General features: G+C 66.7%; 16 protein-coding genes. 9 read left to right on the top strand and 7 right to left on the bottom strand.

Annotated features, from left to right (window positions below):
- Positions 1-99 precede the first annotated feature (99 nt).
- From ABM562_RS25440 to ABM562_RS25450, 3 genes are all read left to right on the top strand, one after another.
- Complete coding sequence (locus ABM562_RS25440; RefSeq protein ID WP_346617267.1) at positions 100-966, top strand: alpha/beta fold hydrolase; 867 nt, start codon at positions 100-102, stop codon at positions 964-966.
- Positions 967-1,110: 144 nt separating this feature from the next.
- Positions 1,111-2,079, top strand: coding sequence for a quinone oxidoreductase family protein (locus ABM562_RS25445; RefSeq protein ID WP_460423761.1), 969 nt, complete (start codon positions 1,111-1,113; stop codon positions 2,077-2,079).
- An 18-nt stretch (positions 2,080-2,097) separates the two neighbouring features.
- Positions 2,098-3,021 (top strand): LysR family transcriptional regulator, encoded by a 924-nt coding sequence (locus tag ABM562_RS25450; RefSeq protein WP_115086855.1) that lies wholly within the window; start codon positions 2,098-2,100, stop codon positions 3,019-3,021.
- Here the strand turns inward: ABM562_RS25450 and ABM562_RS25455 are convergent.
- The 7 genes from ABM562_RS25455 to ABM562_RS25485 are packed head-to-tail and all read right to left on the bottom strand — an operon-like array spanning position 3,018 to position 11,331.
- Entirely contained in the window at positions 3,018-4,877 is a 1,860-nt protein-coding gene (locus ABM562_RS25455) for an ABC transporter ATP-binding protein (RefSeq protein ID WP_460423762.1), read from the bottom strand. The two genes, ABM562_RS25450 and ABM562_RS25455, sit on opposite strands and share 4 nt — an antisense overlap.
- The gene (locus ABM562_RS25460; protein WP_258577899.1) at positions 4,874-5,692 is read right to left on the bottom strand and encodes an ABC transporter permease; all 819 of its coding nucleotides are present in this window, start codon (positions 5,690-5,692) and stop codon (positions 4,874-4,876) included. The genes ABM562_RS25455 and ABM562_RS25460 overlap by 4 nt, the downstream gene beginning before the upstream one ends.
- Positions 5,693-5,704: 12 nt before the next feature.
- A complete protein-coding gene (locus ABM562_RS25465) occupies positions 5,705-6,766 on the bottom strand; it encodes an ABC transporter permease (protein WP_346617269.1) in 1,062 nt (353 codons plus the stop codon).
- Positions 6,759-8,330: an ABC transporter substrate-binding protein gene (locus ABM562_RS25470; RefSeq protein WP_460423763.1), complete on the bottom strand. Its 1,572-nt coding sequence runs from the start codon at positions 8,328-8,330 to the stop codon at positions 6,759-6,761. Before ABM562_RS25470 ends, ABM562_RS25465 begins: the two co-directional genes overlap by 8 nt.
- Positions 8,331-8,340: 10 nt before the next feature.
- Positions 8,341-9,516 carry an LLM class flavin-dependent oxidoreductase gene (locus ABM562_RS25475; protein WP_134065130.1) on the bottom strand — a complete coding sequence of 392 codons (1,176 nt, stop codon included), beginning with the start codon at positions 9,514-9,516 and terminating at the stop codon, positions 8,341-8,343.
- A 9-nt stretch (positions 9,517-9,525) separates the two neighbouring features.
- Positions 9,526-10,260: a class II aldolase/adducin family protein gene (locus ABM562_RS25480; RefSeq protein WP_115086860.1), complete on the bottom strand. Its 735-nt coding sequence runs from the start codon at positions 10,258-10,260 to the stop codon at positions 9,526-9,528.
- Between the two features lie 12 nt (positions 10,261-10,272).
- Positions 10,273-11,331 carry an ABC transporter substrate-binding protein gene (locus tag ABM562_RS25485; protein ID WP_134065134.1) on the bottom strand — a complete coding sequence of 353 codons (1,059 nt, stop codon included), beginning with the start codon at positions 11,329-11,331 and terminating at the stop codon, positions 10,273-10,275.
- 310 nt (positions 11,332-11,641) lie between these two features.
- On the opposite strand from ABM562_RS25485, the gene ABM562_RS25490 reads away from it, so the two are divergent.
- The 6 genes from ABM562_RS25490 (at position 11,642) to ABM562_RS25515 (ending at position 20,031) form a co-directional block, all read left to right on the top strand.
- On the top strand, positions 11,642-12,859 hold the full coding sequence (locus ABM562_RS25490; protein WP_460423764.1) for an acyl-CoA dehydrogenase family protein: 1,218 nt from the start codon (positions 11,642-11,644) through the stop codon (positions 12,857-12,859).
- A gap of 31 nt (positions 12,860-12,890) precedes the next feature.
- Positions 12,891-14,660, top strand: coding sequence for an ABC transporter ATP-binding protein (locus tag ABM562_RS25495; protein WP_460423766.1), 1,770 nt, complete (start codon positions 12,891-12,893; stop codon positions 14,658-14,660).
- Complete coding sequence (locus ABM562_RS25500) at positions 14,653-16,497, top strand: ABC transporter ATP-binding protein (protein ID WP_460423768.1); 1,845 nt, start codon at positions 14,653-14,655, stop codon at positions 16,495-16,497. Before ABM562_RS25495 ends, ABM562_RS25500 begins: the two co-directional genes overlap by 8 nt.
- Before the next feature lie 237 nt (positions 16,498-16,734).
- Positions 16,735-17,889: an LLM class flavin-dependent oxidoreductase gene (locus ABM562_RS25505; RefSeq protein ID WP_115086865.1), complete on the top strand. Its 1,155-nt coding sequence runs from the start codon at positions 16,735-16,737 to the stop codon at positions 17,887-17,889.
- 12 nt (positions 17,890-17,901) lie between these two features.
- The gene (locus ABM562_RS25510; RefSeq protein WP_460423770.1) at positions 17,902-18,942 is read left to right on the top strand and encodes an ABC transporter substrate-binding protein; all 1,041 of its coding nucleotides are present in this window, start codon (positions 17,902-17,904) and stop codon (positions 18,940-18,942) included.
- Between the two features lie 30 nt (positions 18,943-18,972).
- Positions 18,973-20,031 (top strand): ABC transporter substrate-binding protein, encoded by a 1,059-nt coding sequence (locus ABM562_RS25515; RefSeq protein WP_134065144.1) that lies wholly within the window; start codon positions 18,973-18,975, stop codon positions 20,029-20,031.
- The last annotated feature ends 182 nt before the right edge of the window (positions 20,032-20,213 follow it).

Below are 20,213 nucleotides of genomic sequence, written 5' to 3' on the forward strand. Positions count from 1 at the left end.
ACCTCTTAAATTATATTTGACAGGTTACAAACTCCATGCAAGATTTGTTTGCGCAGTAACCTAATAAATCAATTTACCCGGTTACAGAGGACCAGTCCGATGAGCACTCCTGCCCCAACCGTGCGCTACCAGTTCGTCGACGCCGACGGCGTTCGCGTGTTCTACCGTGAAGCCGGCGAGCCCGGTGCCCCGGTGTTGCTCCTGCTGCATGGCTTCCCCAGTTCATCCCATCAGTTTCGCGACCTGATCCCGCTGCTGGCCGCGCACTTTCACCTGATCGCCCCGGACCTGCCGGGTTTCGGCTTCACTGAAGTACCGGCCGAACGCGAGTACCGTTACAGCTTCGATGCCCTGGCGCAGACCCTGGGCGCCTTTGTCGATGCGCTGAACCTCAAGCGCTATGCAATGTATGTGTTCGACTACGGCGCGCCCACCGGCCTGCGCCTGGCCGTGGCGCACCCGCAGCGGGTCACGGGGTTCGTGTCGCAAAATGGCAACGCCTATCTCGAAGGACTGGGCGATGCCTGGGCGCCGATTCGCCAGTACTGGGCTGACCCGTCGGCAGCCAACCGCAAGACCGTTGGCGATGCGGTTCTGCATCTGGAAGGCACTCGCTGGCAGTACCTGCATGGCGTGGCCGATCCGACCCTGGTCGCCCCGGAGTCCTACACCCTCGATGCACTGTTGCTGGAGCGCCCGGGCAACAAGGAGATCCAGCTCGACCTGTTCCTCGACTACGCCAACAACCTTGGGCGCTACCCGCAGTTCCAGGCGTTTTTCCGCGAGTATCCGGTGCCGTCGCTGATCATCTGGGGCAAGCATGACCCGTTCTTCATTCCACCAGGGGCTGAGGCCTACAAGCGTGACAACCCCAACGCCGTGGTGGAGCTGCTGGATACCGGCCACTTTGCCCTGGAGACCCATGCGGCGCACATTGCCCGGCGGATTGTCGAGGTGCTGGGTTGAGCATCGCGGGGCTTCGACTTGCCCCGCGATAGGGTCACAACCCATGCATCAGGTGCAGCAATGATCTGCAACCAACCCGATTGCTGCGCCATGACCGGATCAATACCCTCGACCACACTCACACTGTGCTCCAGGAACCCGATCATGGTCATGCAAATCCGCCTTCAGCAAACCGGTGCCCCCGCCGTCCTGCACCTCGAACAGACCAGCGCGCAAGCACCCGGCCCCGGCGAGGTCTGGCTCGAACAGGCGGCCATCGGCGTCAACCCGCTGGACGTCAGCCAGCGCAAGGGCGATGTGCCTATCGCCCTGCCTTCGGGCCTTGGCCTGGAAGGTGCCGGAACCGTGGCCGCAATCGGCGCACAGGTCACCGGGATCAATGTCGGCGACCGCGTCGGCTATGCCACCGGCCCGCTCGGCGCCTACGCCAGCGCCCGGCTGTACCCCGCCGAGCGCCTGGTCAAACTCCCGGACAATCTCGGCCTGGACGAAGCGGCCGCCCTGCTGTTCAAGGGCATCACCGCCCACTACCTGCTTCACAGCACCTACCCGGTCGGGCCCGGCACGCGGCTGATGATCTACGGCGCGGCAGGCGCGCTGGGGCAGTTGCTGGTGCCCTGGGCCAAACATCTGGGCGCGTTTGTCATCGGCGTGGTATCGAAGCCGCAAAGTGTCGCCCGCGCCTCCGGCTGCGATGAAGTGCTGGTGTTCGACGCCGCCACCCTGGCCGCGCAGGTGCTGGACGTGACCCACGGGCAAAAACTCGATGTGGTCTACGACCCGATCGGCCGGGTGTCCTTCGAGGCTTCGCTGGACAGCTTGCGGCCGCGCGGCCTGCTGGTGTCTTGCGGCATGGCCTCGGGCGCGCCGCCGGCCATCGAGCTCAGTACCCTCAACGCCAAGGGTTCGTTGTTCATCACCCGCCCGTCGCTGGCCGCGCACACGGCAACTGCCGGCGAGTACCAGCAACGTGCCGGGGAGGTGCTGGCGGCGGTGGCGACAGGTATCATTCGGCCGCAGATCTGGAAGCGTTATGCACTGGCCGACGCCGCCATGGCCCATGACGACTTGCAACAAGGACGCTCACAGGGCGCGGTCATCCTGACGCCCTGACCCACCGAGGTAACCCCCATGGACCCGTTCGACAGTCGCCAGGCCGATGAGCTTGCCACCCTCCTGGCGTTGTTCGAGCAAGGCTCCTTTGCCGCTGCCGGGCGCCTGCTGCAGCGCCATCCCTCGGTGCTGTCCAAGCGCCTTGGCGCACTGGAGCAGCGCCTGGGTATTCGCCTGGTCGAGCGTACCACCCGCCAGTTGCGTTTCACCGATGAAGGCGCGCGGCTGGTGGAGCGCCTGCGCCAGGCCGCGAGCCTGATCAGCGAGGCCGAACGCGAAGCAGCCCAAGGCGCTACGCAGATTCGCGGGCGGCTGCGCATCGCCCTGCCCTCATCCATGGGCCGCCTGTGGCTGAGCCCGCTGCTCGCCGAGTTTGCCCTGGCGTTTCCCCAGGTACAGCTGGAGACCGAATACGCCGAACGCTTTGTCGATATCGTCGCCGAAGGCTTCGATGCCGCGATCCGCATTGGCGAACTGGCCGACAGCCGCCTGGTGGCGCGCAAGCTCTGTGAGCATCGGCGCATCCTCTGCGCGGCGCCGGCCTACCTGCAACAGCACGGCCAGCCGCAGACACCGGCCGACCTTGCCAACCATAACTGCCTGGGGTTTACCGGGCTGCGCTCGTACCCGGAATGGCGCCTGGCCAGCCAGGGCCAGCAGCAGACGGTGAAGGTGCGCGGCTCGCTGGTCAGCAACGACAACGAAGCGCTACTGGCCGCCGCCCGCGCCGGGGTCGGCATCCTCGCCGGCGGTGACTGGCTGATGCAGCACGACCTGGACAGCGGCCGCCTGCTGCCGGTGCTGCCCGACTGGCAACTGGATGCCGACGCCGGCATTTACCTGGTGCGCCCGGGCGCCCGCTACAACAGTGCCGCGACCCTCGCCTTCAAGCAGTGGATCGAGGCGCGTTTTGCCAACGGCGCGCCCTGGCGCAGCCGCTAAAGCGCTGCTGCCAATCTCGGCGTATGGGCGAGCAGGCTCTGGGTGTAGCGGTCGACGGGCCGGTCCAGCACCTCATCCACAGGGCCCTGCTCGACAATCCGTCCTTGCTTGATCACCACCAGCCGATCGGCAATCGCCCGCACCACACCCAGGTCGTGGGTCACGAACACCAGGGTCATGCCCTCACCTTGCAATTGCTTGAGCAGGGCCAGGATCGCCGCCTGGACTGAAACGTCCAGTGCCGAAGTCACTTCATCGCAGATCAGCACGCTCGGTTCGCACACCAGCGCGCGGGCAATCGCCACCCGCTGGCGCTCGCCACCGGAGAGGTGATGGGGATACTTGGCGGCCACCGAAACCGGCAAGGCCACCCGCTGCAGCGCCGCCTCGATACGCGCCCGGCACGCCTGGCCCTTGAGCTTGAAGAAGTGCTCCAGCGGTGCCTGCAGGCACTGGGCCACAGTCTGCCGGGGGTTCAAGGCCCGGTACGGGTTCTGGAAGATGTACTGGATGCGATGACGGGTTGTGCCGGGACGTTGCCGGGCCAGCAGGCTCAGCGGCTGGCCCTCGAAGCTCAGCTCACCGCTGGCATTGTCGCCCAGGCCTGCCAGGGTGCGAGCCAGGCTGGTCTTGCCCGAGCCAGACTCGCCGACCACTGCCAGGCATTCCCCGGCCTGTACTTCGAGGGCCAGGTCAAACAGCACCTGGCGGTCGTAGGTCAGGTTCAGGTTGCTGATCACCATTAATGGCGCCTGATCCACCCGCGTCGCCCGTACCTGCAGCGCCGCTGTGGGCGCCGGCGCCTCAAGCTGTGGATGCAGGCAAGCCACTTGCTGATGGGGCTCAAGTGTTTGCAGGCCCGGCTCAGCCTGCTCGCAGGCCGCCGTACGCCGCGGGCAGCGTGGCGCGAAAGCACAGCCGTTGGGGCGCTGGCCCGGCGCCGGGGCATGGCCGGGAATCGCCTGCAGCGGGTGCTGGCGGGCAACATCCGGGATCGCCGCCAGCAAGCCCAAGGTGTAGGGATGGCTGGGACGGGCGAACAGCCGTTGGCGACTGGCGACTTCAACGATGCGCCCGGCGTACATGACCATCACCCGGTCGACCAGGTCCTTGATCACCGCCAGGTCGTGGGACACATACACCGCCGCCACGCCCTGCTCCTTGCACAGCCGGCGCAGGGTTTGCAGGATGTGCGCCTGGGTGCTGACGTCCAGTGCCGTGGTCGGTTCGTCGAGGACAATCAGCCGCGGGCGCAGGACGAACGCCAGGGCGAGCATCACCCGCTGCTGCTGGCCGCCGGACAGTTGATGGGGGAAGCGCCGCAGGAATTCCGCGTCGCCGGGCAGGCCGACGTCGATCAGGGTCTGTTGCAGGCGCTGTTGCTGCGCATTTTTTTGCAACTGCGGTTCATGGGCGTGCAGGGTTTCCAGTAATAAAGGCCCGATGCGCAGGGCCGGGTTCAGGGCTTGCGCCGGGTCCTGGGCGACATAGCCGATCAGCCCGCCACGGGCTTGGCGCAGGGCCTCGCCGCGCAGCTCGAGCAGGCTGGCGTCGGCGACCTGGATGCGGCCTGCGGCGATGCGCGCACCGCGCCGGGCATGGGCCAGCAAGGCGGTGGCCAGGGTGGTCTTGCCCGAGCCGGACTCACCGACCAGGCCGAGGATTTCGCCGGGGGCCAGGGTGAAGTTGATGTGGTCGATGATGTCGGCACTAGTGTTGAGTTCAACCCGCAGGTTTTGCACTTGCAGGGCCGGCCTCTCGCTGGCAAGACCGGCTCCCACAGGTTCGGCAGCAGGCCAAGGATCCTGTGGGAGCTGGCTTGCCAGCGATGGGGCCAGTGGGGCATATGAGTTCATCGACGTTCTCCCGCGCTGTGCCGGGCAATGCCTTCGGCGAAGATATTGGTGCCGTAGGCGAACACCCCGATCAGCAGCGCCGGGGCCAACACTGCCCAGGGCTGGACCAGCAGGCCAGCCTGGTTTTCATTGATCATCAGGCCCCAGTCGGCGGCCGGTGGCGCCACGCCGTAACCCAGGTAGCTCAGCCCCGAGAGCATGCCGATGCCCCAGGTGAGCATGTTGCCAAAGTGCACCAGCAACGGCGTCAACACGTTGGGCAGGATCTCGCGCAAGAGGATGCGCGTGCGCGAGAAACCCATCATCTGCGCTGCCTCGACGAACTCCTGGCTGGCCACCGCCACCGCGCTGCCACGAGCCAGGCGGATCACCCCGGGGGTGAAGGCGATGGCCACGGTGAGCACGATCAGCCACGGCGCCCGGCCCAGCATCGAGACAATCAACAGCACCAGGATCAGGTCGGGAAACGCCAGCCAGACATCCGCCAGCCAAGTGATCGCCTGATCCAGGCGCTGGCGCGACAAACCGGCCAGCAGCCCCAGCACGGTACCGGCAATCAGCGCGATGGCGGCCGCCGCCAGCGACATCCACAAGATCGACAGCCCGCCATTGAGCAACCGCGACAGCACGTCATGGCCGAGAAAATCATGGCCCAGCGGTGCGTCGCCGGCGGGGGCGCCATACACCCCGCCAACCATGTCGGTGGGGGCATGGGGCGCCAGCCAGGGACCGACCAGGGCCAGGAGGACGATGGCCAGGGTCACCAGGCCGCCGCGGCGAATCTGTGGCTCACGCCACCAGCGTGCATTGAACATGGACTACTCCTCTCAAGGGGCTTTGGCCGCCGGGCGCCGCCACCAGCTCTGGATGCCGCGGCGGTTGCGCTGGATCAGCGTGGCGCGGCGGGCAGTGCGCAGTTTCGGGGTGAGCAAGACGGTGAGCAGGTCAGCCACCAGGTTGATCAGCACCACCCCGAGGGTGATTACCAGCACCACGCCCTGCACCAGCGGCAGGTCGCGCATCTGGATCGCGCTGTTGAGCTGGGTGCCGATGCCCGGGTAGCTGAAGATCACCTCGGCCAGCAAGGCGCCGCCGATCAGCGTGCGCAGGGTCAGGGCCACGCCCTGGATCGCTGGCACCAGGGCATTGGGCAAGGTGTGGCGCCAGACGATGCGCCATTCGGCGATGCCGCGCAGGCGCGCCGCGCTGACGTAATCCGAGTCCAGCGCTTCGATCATCGAGGCGCGGACCATGCGCGCCAGGTACGGCAGCGACGACAGGCTCAGGGCGAAGATCGGCAGCAACAGGTATTCAAGCTGCTGCCACAGGGCTTTGTCCGGATCGAGGATCGACACCGCCGGCAGCAGGTTGACCTGGGGCATGGAGAACAGCAGCACCAGGCCGATGGCGAGCAGAAAGCCCGGCGTGGCCTTGAGGAAAATCAGCGCCGACAGGCCAAAGCGGTCCAGGCGGCTGTCGCGGCGCAGGGCCAGGCTGACGCCGATGCTCAAGGCCAGCGGCACCACCAGCACCAGCACCCCGGCCAGCAGCGCCAGGGTATTGCCGAAGCGGCTGAAGATGATCGCCGCCACCGGCTGGTTGGAGTCCAGGGAAATCCCCAGGTCGCCGCGCAGCACCTGGCCGAGCCAGCTGAAGTACTGCACCAGGATCGGTCGGTTCAGGCCCAGTTGCTCGCGCAGGGTCAGCACGCTTTCCAGCGGTGCCTCGGGGCCGAGGATGACCCGCGCCGGGTCCGAGGGCAGCGCCTGGGTGGCGATGAACACCACCAGGCTGATGACCCAGGCGGTGAGCAGGCCGTAGCCCAGGCGGCCGATGAACCACGGCAACCAGGCAGGGAGTCGGGAAGTGCGTGCGCAAGGTTCAGGCATGGTTCAACCACAGGCTGTCAAAGCGCCAGGAGGCGAAAGTGGTCTGTTCGCCGTGCAAGCCGCCGACCTTGCTGGAGGCGGCATCGAGCACGTCGGTAAAGCCCCAGATCAGCAAGCCGCCGCGCTGGTGCTGGATGGTCTGGGCCTCGTGCACCAGTTGCTTGCGTCGCTCAAGGTCAGGCTGGCCGAGGGCCTGGGTGAACAGCTCAGAGAAACGCTCGTCGCGAAAATTGCTGCGGTTGTAGATCGCCAGCGGCGCGTCGTTGTGCAGGCCGGTGGCCAGGAAGCCACGGGCCGGCGTGGAGCCTGGCGACATCAGCCACTGCTCTTTCTGCGGGCCGTTGAACACCGAGCTGTCCACCGGGGTGACCTTGACCTCGACCCCGGCCTTCTTCGCCTGCTGGGCGAACACCAGGGCGGCGTTGACTTCGTTGGCGGTGGTGGTCAGCTCGACCCGCAGGTCGCTGGCGCCGGCCTGGCGCAACAGCGAGCGGGCCTGGTCGAGGTCATAGCCGCGCTGGGCAATGGCGTGGTTGTAGGTCGGGTCCTGCGGCGAGTACAGGTCGTTGGCGATGCGCCCGAAGCCATTGAGGCCACGGCCGATCAGCTCCTGACGATCGGCCAGCAGGCGGAAGGCCTGGCGTACCCGTTCGTCCTGGAACGGCGCCTTGGCGGTGTTGAGGTTGAAGCCGCTGAACGAAGTGCTCGGCGACACCACCAGTTGCAGCCGCGGGTCGGCCTTGATCAAGGCGCTGTGCTCGGCCTGCACGCCGCTGGCAACGTCGATCTGCCCGGCGCGCAACGCCGCAACCCGCGACACCTGGTCCTTGAATTCGATGATCTCCAGCTCGTCGGCATACGGTTGGTTGGGTTTGAAATAGTTCTCGAACCGGGTGAACAGCGCGCGCTGGCCCGGCACGAAGCTTTTCAGCCGGTACGGCCCCGCCCCCACCGGGTTGCTCACCGGGTCGTAATCGGTCGGCACGATGCCGCCGAAGGCGATCAGGGTTTCATCCAGCGGGAAGAAGCTGCGGCCCTGCTTGAAGCGGATCTCGATGGTGCGCTCGTCGAGCTTGCGCAAGGCCTGGCGGTCGATGGCGCCGACCAGCCCGGCAAACGGCGAGGCCAGTTTTGGGTCGGTCAGGCGCAGGATCGAGAACAGCATGTCATCGGCGGTGATGCTCTTGCCGTGGTGGAACTCCAGGCCCGGCTTGATGCGGATGGTCCAGGCGCTGGCATCGGCGTTGGGCTCGGCGAATTCGGCCAGGCCCAGGCGCGTGCTGACGTCGTCGTTCCACTCCCAGAACTTGCTGTACAGCGCCCAGCCGCGAATGATCCCGCCACCAGACGGCTTGTGCGCATCGAGGTTGCCGGTCTGGTCGCCGTCGATGATGCCGACGCGCAGGCGCCCGCCACGCACCGGCTGGGTCGGCCGGGCGATGGCTGCGCCTGCGGCCGGTTCAGCACCGCCGCAACCTGTGAGCAGGCTGGAGCCGAGCAACAGGCCGCCACCGACGGCCAGGCTGTTGCCGAGGAACACCCGGCGGGAAAATTCGTTTGGCATGGGCAACTCCTTAAGCCGGTTCGGCAACCGTGCGCGCACTCAGGCGCGGAATGTCGAAACCGTGGTCCAGGTCGAGCAAGGGGAACAGCAGGTCGGCGACCCGGTGGGCTTCATCGATCAGCGGGAAACCCGAGAGGATGAACGCCGAGGTGCCCTGGGCTTCGTACTCGCGAATCCGTGCGGCCACCTGCTCGGCGCTGCCGACCAGGTAGGTGCCGGCCGCAGGACCGAGGATGTTGAAGCCGAACAGGCTCGGGCCGGTCCAGACGTTGGGGTAGATCTCAAGCTCGCGGGCCGTGGGCAGGCGGCCGTCGCGGATGCTCTGCACATTGCGCTGGATTTGCGGATTGTCGCTGCTGAAGGTCTCCAGGGTCTGGCCCGCAGGCAGTTGGCGTTCAATGGCGGCGCGGGCGGTTGCCAGCGAGGTCTGTTGCAGCAGCTTTTCAGCGTGGGCCCAGGCCTCTTCTGCGGTTTCGCGGACGATGATCTGCAGGCGCGTGCCGAAGCTCAGTTCGCGGCCGATCTTCGCGGCCTCTGCCGCTACCCGGCGGAACTTCTCGCCCAGCCTTGGCGGGGTGTCGGCGAAGCTCAGGTAGACATCCAGCAACTGCACCGAATGGGCCACGCCCGGGCCGGAAGTGCCCGCCCCCCACAGCGGCACGGAGGCGCGTTGTGGCGGATGCCAGCCGCCCAGCGGGTGACGTGCCGCCGCAGCCGGACGTGGCGCCAGCTTGACGTACTGGCCGTCAAAGCCTGCGGTTTCACCGGCATAAATACTCTGGAAGGCGCGCCAGTACTCCAGGCTGAACTGGTAGCGCTCATCGTGCGGATAATGCACGCCCAGGGTGGCCAGGCCGGCGTCGCTGCCGTTGACCACGTTGAACAACAGGCGGCCGTTGGAGAACTCATCAAAAGTCAGCGCCCACTTGGCCAGTACCGCCGGCGATAACTCGCCCGGATGCTGGGCCACCAGAAAGCGCAGGCGCTCGGTGGCGTCGATCAGCGCGGCGGCCACCGCCAGGCTCTCGTTGGGGCTCGAGCCCAGCAGCGAGCCGTAATAGCCCAGGCGGTCGCTGGCCACCGCCAGTTGCTTGAGGTGGGCGAAATCGGTTTTCCAGCGTCCTTGCGGCTCCCACGGATAGGGACCATCGGGGCTGGTGAGGTACCAGAGAATCTTGACAGCCATGGTCTTTCCTCAGGCGCGAATGCGGTCGGTGGCGGGAATCAGGCCCAGCTCGTTGGCCTTGTCGATCAGCTTGCTCATCCGCCATTGCTGGGTGAGCACGCCCGGGCCGAAGGGCCGCGAGCCGCCGATGGCTTCGGCCAGCAGTTGCAGTTGCGCCCCCTCCTCCAGCAGCACGATGAACTCGGCGGTCGCGCGCAAGCCCTGCTGGCCCCAGACCGTGGCGCCACCGTTGGCTTCGAGGATGGCCGGGGTGAACGGGTTCTCGGCCAGGCGTTCGAGGATGAAATCCACCTCGTCCTGGCGCCGGTCGATGTAGGTCGGCAGCTCGCGGGCCAGCTGGAAGCGCTGCACCGGCACGTAGTTGAACGGCAAGGTACGCTGGGTCTGGGCCCAGGCACCGAGGTACGGCGAGTGCACATGCGACACCGTGGTGATCTGCGGTTGTTCGCGAAACAGCTTGGCGTAACGGCCCAGGCCACCCTTGCCCTGGCCATGCACCAGGTTGCCGGCCAGGTCGCTGACCGTGGCCTGCAGCGGCTTGCGGTACTCCCACGGCCCCGGGTAGTTGACCGATACCAGCAACTCGCGGCCCGGTACCCGTTCGATAAAGCCGACGGTGCCGTTGGCGGTGATGGTGTTGGTTTCACGGAACACGGTGAAGGCCTGGTCGGCCTCGTTGATCACCTGCTCGATGAAGGTGTTCAGCGCGGCATCGATCAGGTGCTCGGTAGTCAGTACGGTCATGGCATTGCTCCTTTAAGCGCGGGCGCGGCGTTCGGCCAGCAGTTGCTGGGCGGCTTGCAGTGGGCGCGGGTCGACCCAGTCGGCCAGGGCAAAATCGGCTTCGAGAAAGCCGTGCAGGTTGAGGAAGGTTTTCTGGATATCGAGAAACGCCAGGCGCTCGCTCGAGAGGTCCGGGGCCAGGGTGGTATGGAAGTCGCCGCGGTAGGCTTGATCGACGCCCTGGGCGCCGGCGCGGGTTTCGTCCTGAAGGATGCGCAGCAGGCCGTCGCGGTTGTCGCGGGCCCAGTCGGCGGCGCGCAGGGTCTGGGCGAGAAAGCGCACCACCAGGTCGAAGTGATCGTCGAGCAGGCTCTGGTGCACGGTGATCGGCCGTGGCGTGCCGTTGTTGATGCGCAAGCGCGGGTCTGCGATCTGGTCCAGGTCGATCCCCACCACCAGGCCCAGGCGCCGGGCCGCATCGGCGGCGGCAGCGCCCTTGACGTAGACCGCATCGACCTCCCCGCGCACCAGGTAATCCAGGCCCGACCACAGACGCTGCAACCCCTGCTGCGGGGTCGGCGCATCGTCCTGGGATTGCAGCGCCACTTCCACCAGCTGGACATCATCGAAGCTCAGCCCGGCCAGACTCAGGGCGCCTTTGTAGCCGTGCAGGCTCATGGCCCGGGCGATGCTGCCGGGGCGGTTGGCGCCCCAGGCCGGCAGGGCCAGACGCTTGCCTTTAAGGTCGGCGGCGCTGCGAATGCCTGAGTCGGGGCGAACCAGGATAGTCTGCCATTCCTCGATCCAGGTCAGGCCGATCAGCCGGCTCGGGGCGCCAGCAGCGCGCGCCGCCAGGGCCGGGACATTACCGCCCTCGCGAAACAGCCCGGGCAGTTGGTGATCGTAGTGGTGATGGCCCAGCTGCCGGGCTTCCTGCAGGGTTTCCACCGGCAGGCCGTCGGCGGCGAACTCTGCCGTGAGCCAGCCCAGGGTGTAGGCGATACCGGAAGCGGTCGGCACCGGGCAGCGGGTGAACCAGAGTTGCTCCAGCGCCGTTGCGGTGGGCAGCGGCAAGGTGGCGGCGATTGTCATGGGCATGCTCCATCAAGCGGATCGAATCGGCCGGCTGGCCTTTGCCTGAGGTATTGCAGCGCCCGTGCCAACTCGGCAAAGCCCTGAATTCATTGGGCTTTGCGCCTTTGCGTGAAGGTTGACTGCTGATCTGCCAGCAGTGCTGGCGCAGCCCTGCTGCTGCCAGAGCAACAATCGGCAGCCGATTGCTGCCCCAGCAACACCCGCCTTCGGCAAATTCGGCGTAAGCCTTGCTGCACGGGGCTTTGCGGCCACTGGCACAGAACCTGCTCAAGGCCCTGGGTACCCGTTCATTCAAGGAAGCCCTATCGTGAGTACTCTGCCCCGTCGCCTGCACAGCCCCGCCCAGGCCATCGCCGCGGCCCATGAGATTGCCGAGGAAATCGCCGCCCTCGCCGCCGACCCGTTGCTCAACCGCGAACTGCCCCGGCGCCAGGCGCAGTTGCTGTCCGACAGCGGCATCACCGCCATCGGTGTACCCGCAGCGCTGGGTGGCCTGGGCGCGTCGGTAGAAACCATCGTTGAAACCGTGCGCATCATCTCCCGCGCCGACGGCGGCGTCGGCCAGTTGCTGCAGATTCACAACGTCATGCTGCGCGGCGTGCTCAGCGGCTATCCGGACGAAGTACGCGATCGCGTCGTCAGCGACGTGCTGGCCGGCAAACGCCTGGGCAATGCCCTGGCCGAGGTCGGTGGCAAGAACAAGTTCGCCCTCAAGACCCGGGTCGAGCGCCGCGCCGACGGCAAGTTGATCCTCAACGGCAGCAAGTTCTACTCCACCGGCTCTTATCTCGCCGAGTGGATTTCGCTGACCGCCGCCAGCGATGACGGCGGCGCCGGCGTGCTGCTGCACCGCGACACGCCCGGCCTGACCCTGGTCGACGACTGGGACGCCTTCGGCCAGAACAATTCGGTCAGCGGCACGGTGATCTTCGACAACATCGAACTGGACGAGCGCTACGTGCTGCGCCGCCAGGGCCCGATGAAGCGCACCGGCCTGACCTTCCCGCAGATCCTCCACGCCGCCATCGACACCGGCATCGCCGCCGGTGCCCTGCAGGCCGGCATCGACTACCTCAACCAGCACGCCCGGCCGTGGGTCGAGAGCGAGGTGGAACGGGCCAGTGAAGAGCCCCATATCATCCGCCAGATCGGCGAGTACGCGGTGGCCCTGCGCGCCGCCGAATCGTTGCTGCGCGACGCCGCGCGGACCTTCGACGCCCATGAGCAGGACCCGGACAACAAGGCCCTGCAAGATGAGCTGATCCTTTCGGTGGCCACCGCCCGTGCCCATTCCGATGGCGCTTCGCTGAAGATCTCCAGTGACATTTTCTCGCTGCTCGGTGCCAGCTCCTCCTTGAGCAAGTGGAACCTCGACCGCTTCTGGCGCAACGCCCGGGTGCACACCACCCACGACCCGATCCGCTGGCGCCTGCACCACGTCGGCAACTACTACCTCAACGGCATCGACCCGGGCGAATACACCGCCATCCTCAATGCCAAGCAAAAGGCCGGCGCCAGCCGCTGAGCACACACTTTCCTTCTGCCGCGAGTCCTTCATGAGCCCTCGACACCCGCTGCTGCGCAGCCTGGCGATCTACCGCGAAATGCCCTGGCGTTTCGCCCTGGTCGCCGGGCTGTTCGTTTCCATCAACCTCGGGCTGGTCTGGCAGCAATGGCTGATCGGCCACGCCCTCAACGACGTCAGCGCCGGCACGGCGGTGCAGCGCCTGGCCGATGGCAGCCTCGACGGCCAGCGCGCCTGGGGCTGGTTCTGGCTGATCCTCGGCGTGGCCCTGGGCCGGGCGCTGTTGCAGTACGCCGCCGCCATCGGCTCGCTGATCCTTGGCCAGGCGTTGCTGACGCGCCTGCGCGAGCGCCTGCTCGAACAAGTGCTGCGCCTGCACCTGGGTTATCACTGGCAACACGGCATGGGCGAGATGGTCACCCGCACCACCCGCGATGCCGACAAGGTTCGCGATGCGCTGGTGAGCTTCTGGCGGCAACTGGTCGAAACGCCGCTGGTGATACTGGCCACCGTCGGCCTGCTGGCCTGGTACGACCCGTTGCTGGCACTCGGGCCGCTGCTGCTGACGGTGGTCGGGGTGTGGATTTTCGTGTTGCAGACCGAGCGCCTGGTCAACCTCGACCGCGCGGTCGGCGCCGCCTACGACCGGGTCAACCAGGACCTGGCCGAAGGCATTGGCGCGGTGCGGGTGATCAAGTCGTTCGGCCTGCAGGCCCAGCGCATCGACGGCTTCGAGCGCCAGGTTGTGCAGTTCAGCGCCCTGGCGCGCCAGGCCCTGGCCTATGCCAGCTCGCGGATTCCGCTGCCGCAGGCGGTGGTGGCGCTGGGGCATGTGTGGATACTCGTGATCGGTGCACGATTGGTCGCAGAAGGCCGGATCGGCATTGGCGAACTGGTGACCTCGCTGCTGATCGCCACCACCCTGGTGTTTCGCATCGAAGGCGTAGGCCGGGTGATACAGACCTTCGCCGACGCCCGCGCCTCGGCCGGGCGTATCTGGCAGTTGCTGGATGCACCGGCGCTGATTGTCGGGGGGCGTCAGCGCCTCCCCGAAGGACCGTTGGGGCTGAAGCTGGAAAACGTCAGCGTTGCCGCCCCCGGCGGTGGCCAGGCGATCCTGCGCCACTGCTCTTTCCAGCTGGCGCCGGGTGAAACCGTCGCCCTGGTCGGCGCCACCGGCACCGGCAAGAGCCTGCTGGCAAGCCTGCTGCCGCGCCTGACCGACGTTGCCGGGGGGCGTGTACTGCTGGGCAATCCGCAGTCAGGCTGGCAGGACATTCGCGAACTGGACCTGAGCGACCTGCGCCGGCGCGTGCACGTACTGCCCCAGGAGAGCTTCCTGTTCGCCGACAGCCTGGCCGCCAACCTGCGCCTGAGCGCACCCGGCGCCAGCGATGAGCAACTGCTCCAGGCCCTGCACCAGGCCGCCGCCGAGGATATCCTCGAACGCCTGCCCGATGGCCTCGACAGCCCGCTCGGCGATCGCGGCGTGACCCTCTCCGGCGGCCAGCGCCAGCGCTTGTGCCTGGCCCGGGCATTGCTCGCAGCGCCCGCCATCCTCTGCCTGGACGACGCCACCAGCGCGCTCGACGCGCACAGCGAAGGCCGGGTGCTGGACAACCTGCGCCGGCAACCACAGGCCACCACCCTGCTGTTGATCGCCAGCAAGGTTTCCACCGTGCAACGCGCCGACCGCGTGCTGCTGCTCGACAACGGCGCCATCGCCGACAGCGGTACCCACGCGCAACTGTTGCAACGCAATCCGACCTACCGTGACCTGCTGGGGATCGACCATGGCTAAGCCACTGCCGGGCAACGCCCTGAGCGATATCGAAATCGAAGAACTGCTGGCCAAAAAAGCCCTCGACCGCAGCATGTTCCAGCGCCTGCTGCCGTTGCTGCGGCCGGTGCGCAAGCAGATCGCCTGGGTGATTGTCCTGGAGCTGGTGCTGGTGTTCACCGTGTTCCTGCGCCCCTGGTTCGTCCGTGAACTGCTCGACCGCGGCCTGATCCACGACGGCAACCGCTGGCTGCTCGACCAGCCGCTGGTGCTGTGGTTGGGGTTGGGTCTGGCGGCCAGTTGGCTGGGGCGCTTTTTGCTCGCCGGGGTGTTGCAGTACATTGCCGGCAGCGCCGCCATCGGCGTGCTCAACCAGTTGCGGGTGCGGGTGTTTGCCCATGTCCAGGCCTTGAGCGTCGGCTACTTCGATCGCACCCGCGCCGGGCGCATCATTTCCCGCGCCGACCGCGACGTCGATGCCCTGGAGCCGCTACTCATCCAGGGCCCGCCCGAGCTGCTCGGCGCCCTGCTGCGCTGTAGCCTGGCGGCCGTGATGCTGTGGCTGATCGAACCGCTGTTCTTCTTCAGCCTGATCGGTAGCGTGCCCTTGCTGCTGGCGGCGACCTGGGCCTTCAAACGCATCGCCCAGCGCAACTGGGCGAAGGTCGCCGAACAACGCAGCCGCTTTACCGCGCACCTGGTCGAGAGCGTCAGCGGCGTGCGCCTGTTGCAGCAGACCGGCCAGCAAGCGCCGAACCTGGCGCGCTACCAGCAGTTGCTGCACGCCTTCAACAACGCGCTGATCGTCGGCAGTGTGCGCTCGGGCTGGTTCGCGCCCTTTACCGCCCTGCTTACCGCGGCCGGCATGGCGGTGCTGGTGCTGGTCGGCGGCTACAGCCTGGCCGCGGACACCGTCACAGTCGGCCAGGTGGGCGAGAGCCTGTTCTACGTGATGCTGTTCCTGGGCCCCTTGCAAGAGCTGACCGACCTGTTCGAACGCTATGCCACCGGTTCCGCCTCGGCCCAGCGGATCTTCCTGTTGCTCGACACGGCGCCGCAGATCCTCGACCCGCTTGAGCCGGTTGACTTGCCCCGGGCCCGTGGCGAGGTGCATTTCCAGCAGGTGCGTTTTGCCTATCTGCCACAACCCACCCGCCCGGTGATCGACGGCCTCGACCTGCACATCGATGCCGGTGAAGTGCTGGCCATTGTCGGCCCGTCCGGGCATGGCAAAAGTACCTTGGTGCAATTGCTCACGCGCTTCTACGAAGTCGACCAGGGCCGCGTGACCCTGGATGGCGTCGATATCCGCCAGCTCAGCCAGCAGCAACTGCGCCGGCATGTAGGCGTGGTACTGCAGGACAACGTGTTGTTCAACGGCAGCATTCTCGACAACCTGCGCCTGGCCGCACCTGCTGCTGATGATCAAACCCTGATTGCTGCGGTGCGCGAGCTCGGTGCCGACGAGGTGCTGGAGCGCCTGCCGCATCGCTACGACACCCAGGTCGGGCCGCTGGGCAGCCACCTGAGCCAGGGCCAGCGCCAGCTGGTGTGCCTGGTGCGCGCCTACCTGGCCGACCCGGCGGTGCTGGTGCTCGACGAGGCCACCTCGGCGGTCGATGTGCACACCGAGCGGCGCATCCAGCGAGCGCTGCGGCGGCTGTGCGAGGGGCGCACGGCGATCATCATTGCCCACCGCCTGGCGACCATCCGCGATGCCGAGCGGATCGTGCTGATTCGCGAGGGCAAGCTGGTGGAACAAGGGCCGCATCAGCAGTTGCTGGAAAAGGGTGGCGAATATGCAGCGTTGTACCGGCGCTATCAGCACAGTGCCGAGTTACAGGGGGAAGCTTGCTGACAAGCAGGAAGGCTTTGCCTTCCATCGCCGGCAAGACCGGCTCCCACAGTGGATCTGTGTACACCAAACCTGTGGGAGCTGGCTTGCCAGCGATGCTGTTGTGCTGCAACCGCCGCAGCCACTGCTGACCGATTGCTGCCCTGGCAACACCCCTGCCCTCAACCCCCAGTGATTCCGGGCCCGCGCGGCGTGGCATGGGCGTTGCACCACTGTCCTTACATTCACCGAGGAACAGCCATGAGCACCGAATTCTTCTGGCGTCTGCCCCTGGGCACCGACGGCCCGCAACTGAGCACCGACAAACACAACCGCGGCAGCTTCAGCCGCACGCCCGGGCATATCGCCCCCGGCCTGCTGCAGGACGGCAGCGCCGACGGTTTCACCTACATCGACTACATCGCCCAGGTGGCCAAGGCCGCGGAACTTGCAGGCTTCGAAGGCGCGCTGTTGCCCACCGGCCCCGAGCCGTGGATCGCCGCCGCGGCCCTGGCCCGGGAAACCCGCCGGCTGCGCTTTCTGATCGCCTTCCAGGCCACCTGGACCCTGCCCGCCTACGCCGCCCAGCAGGCAGCGATCCTCCAGCACCTGAGCCACGGGCGCCTGGACTGGAACATCATCACCGGCGGCAACCCGGCCAGCCAGCGTGCCCAGGGCGACTTTCTCGACCACGACCAGCGCTACCAGCGCACTGGCGAGTTCCTCGACATCATCCAAGGGCTGTGGAACAACGAACGCTTCTCCTACAACGGCAACATCTACCGCCTGGAGAACGGCGCCCTGCCGCCGCACCTGGGCAACGAACGCAAACCCGGCGTGTACTTCTCCGGTTTCTCCGACCCGGCGCTGGACGTGGCCGCCCGTCACGCCGATGTCTACCTGAACTGGGCAGAGCCTGTTGAGCAGCTCAAACCGCATATCGAACGGGTGCGCGAACTGGCCGACAAGCAAGGTCGCACGGTGCGTTTCGGCCTGCGTGTCGACCTGTTCGCCCGTGAAACCGAAGACGCCGCCTGGCGCGACCTGCGCCGCCAGTTCGACAAACTCGACGGCAAGCCCAGCACCCTCTCCAAGGCCTTCACCAGCACCAGCGACTCGGTCGGCGGCGCACGGCAAACGGCCTATCACCAGAACATCCAGCGCTTCGACGACCTGATCATCGGTCCCAACCTCTGGGCCGGATTCGCCAAGGCCAAGCCTGGGCCGACCGTGGGCCTGGTGGGCAGCCACGAGAACATCGCCGAACGCCTGGCCGAATACCGCGACGCCGGCTTCTCGACCTTCATCCTGGCCGGCAACCCGCACCTGGAAGAGGCCCTGCGCATCGGCCAGGAGGTGCTGCCGCTGGTGCGTCAGGCGCCGGTCGCCAGCCTGCCCCTGACCGCCAGCGCCTGACCGGAGCCTTTCATGAACACACCCCTCGATACCCTCTGGTACACCCGCTGCCCGGTGCCCACGGGCCTGGGCATCGCCGTTCAGCAAGGCTGGCTGCAGGACAGCCTGCGCACCCTCGGCACCCAGGTGCAATCGATCCGCGAAGCCGACGATGCTGCGGTGCGCGAGTCGCACTTCGATCACAGCCTGCGCCATTCGGTGCGCCATGGCGGCAGCATTCCGGCGATCTGGGCCCGCGCCCAGGGCCGCGCCACGCGCCTGATCGGGCTGTCCTGGGCCGATGAGGCGCAGTTGATCCTGACCCGTGCCGACAGCGGCATTCACAGCATCAAGCAACTGGCCGGCAAGCGTTTCGGCTTGCCCGACCGCGCCCGCGCGCAGATCGACTTCACCCGCGCCCAGGCCCTGCGCGGGCTGGAGAACGCGCTGAAACTCGATGGTTTGCAGGTCGGCGACCTGCAACTGGTCAACTACCGCTACGACAGCGGCTTCAGCGACAGCCCGGTGCGCAACGTCGCCGGCAGCACAGTGGCCAGCGGTGAAGAGGCGCGCAACCTGGAGCTGATCGGCCTGCTGCGCGGCGAAGTCGACGCGATCTTCCTCAAGGGCGCCAGCGCCGTACAGCAGGCCCATGATTTCGGCCTGCGCACGCTGCTGGATGTTGGCGCCCACCCCGACCCGCTGATCCGCAGCAACAACGGTACGCCGCGCACCCTCAGCGTCGATCAGGAACTGCTCGACCAGCACCTGCCGGTCGCCACCCAGGTGCTCGACAGCGTGCTGCGCGCCGAAGCCTGGGCCCACCAGCACCCCGAACAGACCCGCCGCTACCTGGCCCTGGAAACCAACAGCAGCGAGTACTGGGTCAGCCGCGCCTACGGTGAAGACGCCCACAAGCGCCTGCACACCGCCCTCGACGAACAAGCCATCGCCGCCCTGCAGGACTTCGTTGCCTTCCTGCAGCGCTGGCGCTTTATCCGCACGGCGTTCGATGTACGCCAATGGATCGACCGCCGCCCCATGGACGGGCTGCATACCGCACTGGCCGGCTAACCGGCCACCAGACAAGGACTAGAACCGACGATGAGCACACCCCTCGACACCCTCTGGTACACCCACAGCCCGGTGCCTACCGGCCTTGGCATCGCCGTGCAAAGCGGGCGCCTGGCCGAAGCCTTCCAGCCCCTGGGCACCTCGATCCAGTCGCTGCGCGAATCCAGCGAACGCGAAGTGCGCGAAGCCCATTACGACCATCACCTGCGCAACTCGGTGCGCCACGGCGGCAACATTCCGGCGATCTGGGCCTACGCCAGCGGCGTGCAGACCCGCGTGCTGGGCCTGAGCTGGGCCGATGAGGTGCAGTTGATCCTGACCACAGAAGACAGTGGCGTGCGCACTGTGCGCGACCTGAAGAACCGCCGCTTCGGCCTGCCGAAATGGGCCAACGTGCAGATCGACTTCACCCGCGCCCAGGCCCTGCGCGGGCTGGAGAACGCGCTGAAGCTCGAAGGCCTGAACGTCGCCGATGTCGAGCTGGTCGACTACCCCTATGGCGGCACCCACAGTGATGAGCAGGTAACCCATGTGCATGGCGCCGCGGTGACCCTCGGCGTCAACCGGGTCAGCCGCCGTAACAACGAGCTGATCGGCCTGCTGCGCGGCGATATCGACGCGATCTTTTTGAAAGGCGCCGCCGCCCTGCAACTAGCCCACGAGTTCGGCTTGCGGGTGGTGATCGACACCGGCTCCCACCCTGACCCGCTGATTCGCTCGAACAACGGCACGCCGCGCACCCTGACCGTGGATATCAACCTGCTGGAGCAGCACTTCGGTGCCTGCAAGCGCATCGTTGATGTGTTGCTGCGTACCGAGCAGTGGGCCTGGGCCAATGCCGATGAAACCCGGCGCTACCTGGCCCGTGAGTTGAATACCAGCGAGTACTGGGTGGCGGCGGCCTATGGCGAGGATGCCCATCGGCGCTTGCGCACCACGCTCGATGGGCGCTCGATCGAGGCGTTGCAGGACTTCACTGACTTCCTGCATCGCTGGGACTTTATTCCGCGACGTTTCGATGTGCGTGAGTGGATTGATTTCAGGGTGCTGGAGGCGGTGATCGGCTCCACTTCGCGGGTGGCGACCTGAGGTTTTTTGGGGCTGCTTTGCAGCCCATCGCTGGCAAGCCAGCTCCCACAGAGGTCCTGCAATCACCCACTTCTGTGGGAGCCGGACTTGCCGGCGATCGAGCGCGAAGCGGTCGTAATTAGGCCAGCATCTGATGTACTGGCTGTACCGGACTCATCGCTGGCAAAGCCAGCACACACAGA

Source organism: Pseudomonas sp. ZL2 (assembly GCF_054788455.1).

Bases quoted from the DNA above. Each gene is read 5' to 3' on its own strand.
- ABM562_RS25505 (WP_115086865.1), top strand. From the start codon at position 16,735: ATGAGCACCGAATTCTTCTGGCGTCTGCCCCTGGGCACCGACGGCCCG.
- ABM562_RS25475 (WP_134065130.1), bottom strand. From the start codon at position 9,516: ATGGCTGTCAAGATTCTCTGGTACCTCACCAGCCCCGATGGTCCCTAT.
- ABM562_RS25455 (WP_460423762.1), bottom strand. From the start codon at position 4,877: ATGAACTCATATGCCCCACTGGCCCCATCGCTGGCAAGCCAGCTCCCA.
- ABM562_RS25480 (WP_115086860.1), bottom strand. From the start codon at position 10,260: ATGACCGTACTGACTACCGAGCACCTGATCGATGCCGCGCTGAACACC.
- ABM562_RS25485 (WP_134065134.1), bottom strand. From the start codon at position 11,331: ATGACAATCGCCGCCACCTTGCCGCTGCCCACCGCAACGGCGCTGGAG.
- ABM562_RS25515 (WP_134065144.1), top strand. From the start codon at position 18,973: ATGAGCACACCCCTCGACACCCTCTGGTACACCCACAGCCCGGTGCCT.
- ABM562_RS25450 (WP_115086855.1), top strand. From the start codon at position 2,098: ATGGACCCGTTCGACAGTCGCCAGGCCGATGAGCTTGCCACCCTCCTG.
- ABM562_RS25500 (WP_460423768.1), top strand. From the start codon at position 14,653: ATGGCTAAGCCACTGCCGGGCAACGCCCTGAGCGATATCGAAATCGAA.
- ABM562_RS25460 (WP_258577899.1), bottom strand. From the start codon at position 5,692: ATGTTCAATGCACGCTGGTGGCGTGAGCCACAGATTCGCCGCGGCGGC.
- ABM562_RS25465 (WP_346617269.1), bottom strand. From the start codon at position 6,766: ATGCCTGAACCTTGCGCACGCACTTCCCGACTCCCTGCCTGGTTGCCG.
- ABM562_RS25445 (WP_460423761.1), top strand. From the start codon at position 1,111: ATGGTCATGCAAATCCGCCTTCAGCAAACCGGTGCCCCCGCCGTCCTG.
- ABM562_RS25510 (WP_460423770.1), top strand. From the start codon at position 17,902: ATGAACACACCCCTCGATACCCTCTGGTACACCCGCTGCCCGGTGCCC.
- ABM562_RS25440 (WP_346617267.1), top strand. From the start codon at position 100: ATGAGCACTCCTGCCCCAACCGTGCGCTACCAGTTCGTCGACGCCGAC.
- ABM562_RS25495 (WP_460423766.1), top strand. From the start codon at position 12,891: ATGAGCCCTCGACACCCGCTGCTGCGCAGCCTGGCGATCTACCGCGAA.
- ABM562_RS25470 (WP_460423763.1), bottom strand. From the start codon at position 8,330: ATGCCAAACGAATTTTCCCGCCGGGTGTTCCTCGGCAACAGCCTGGCC.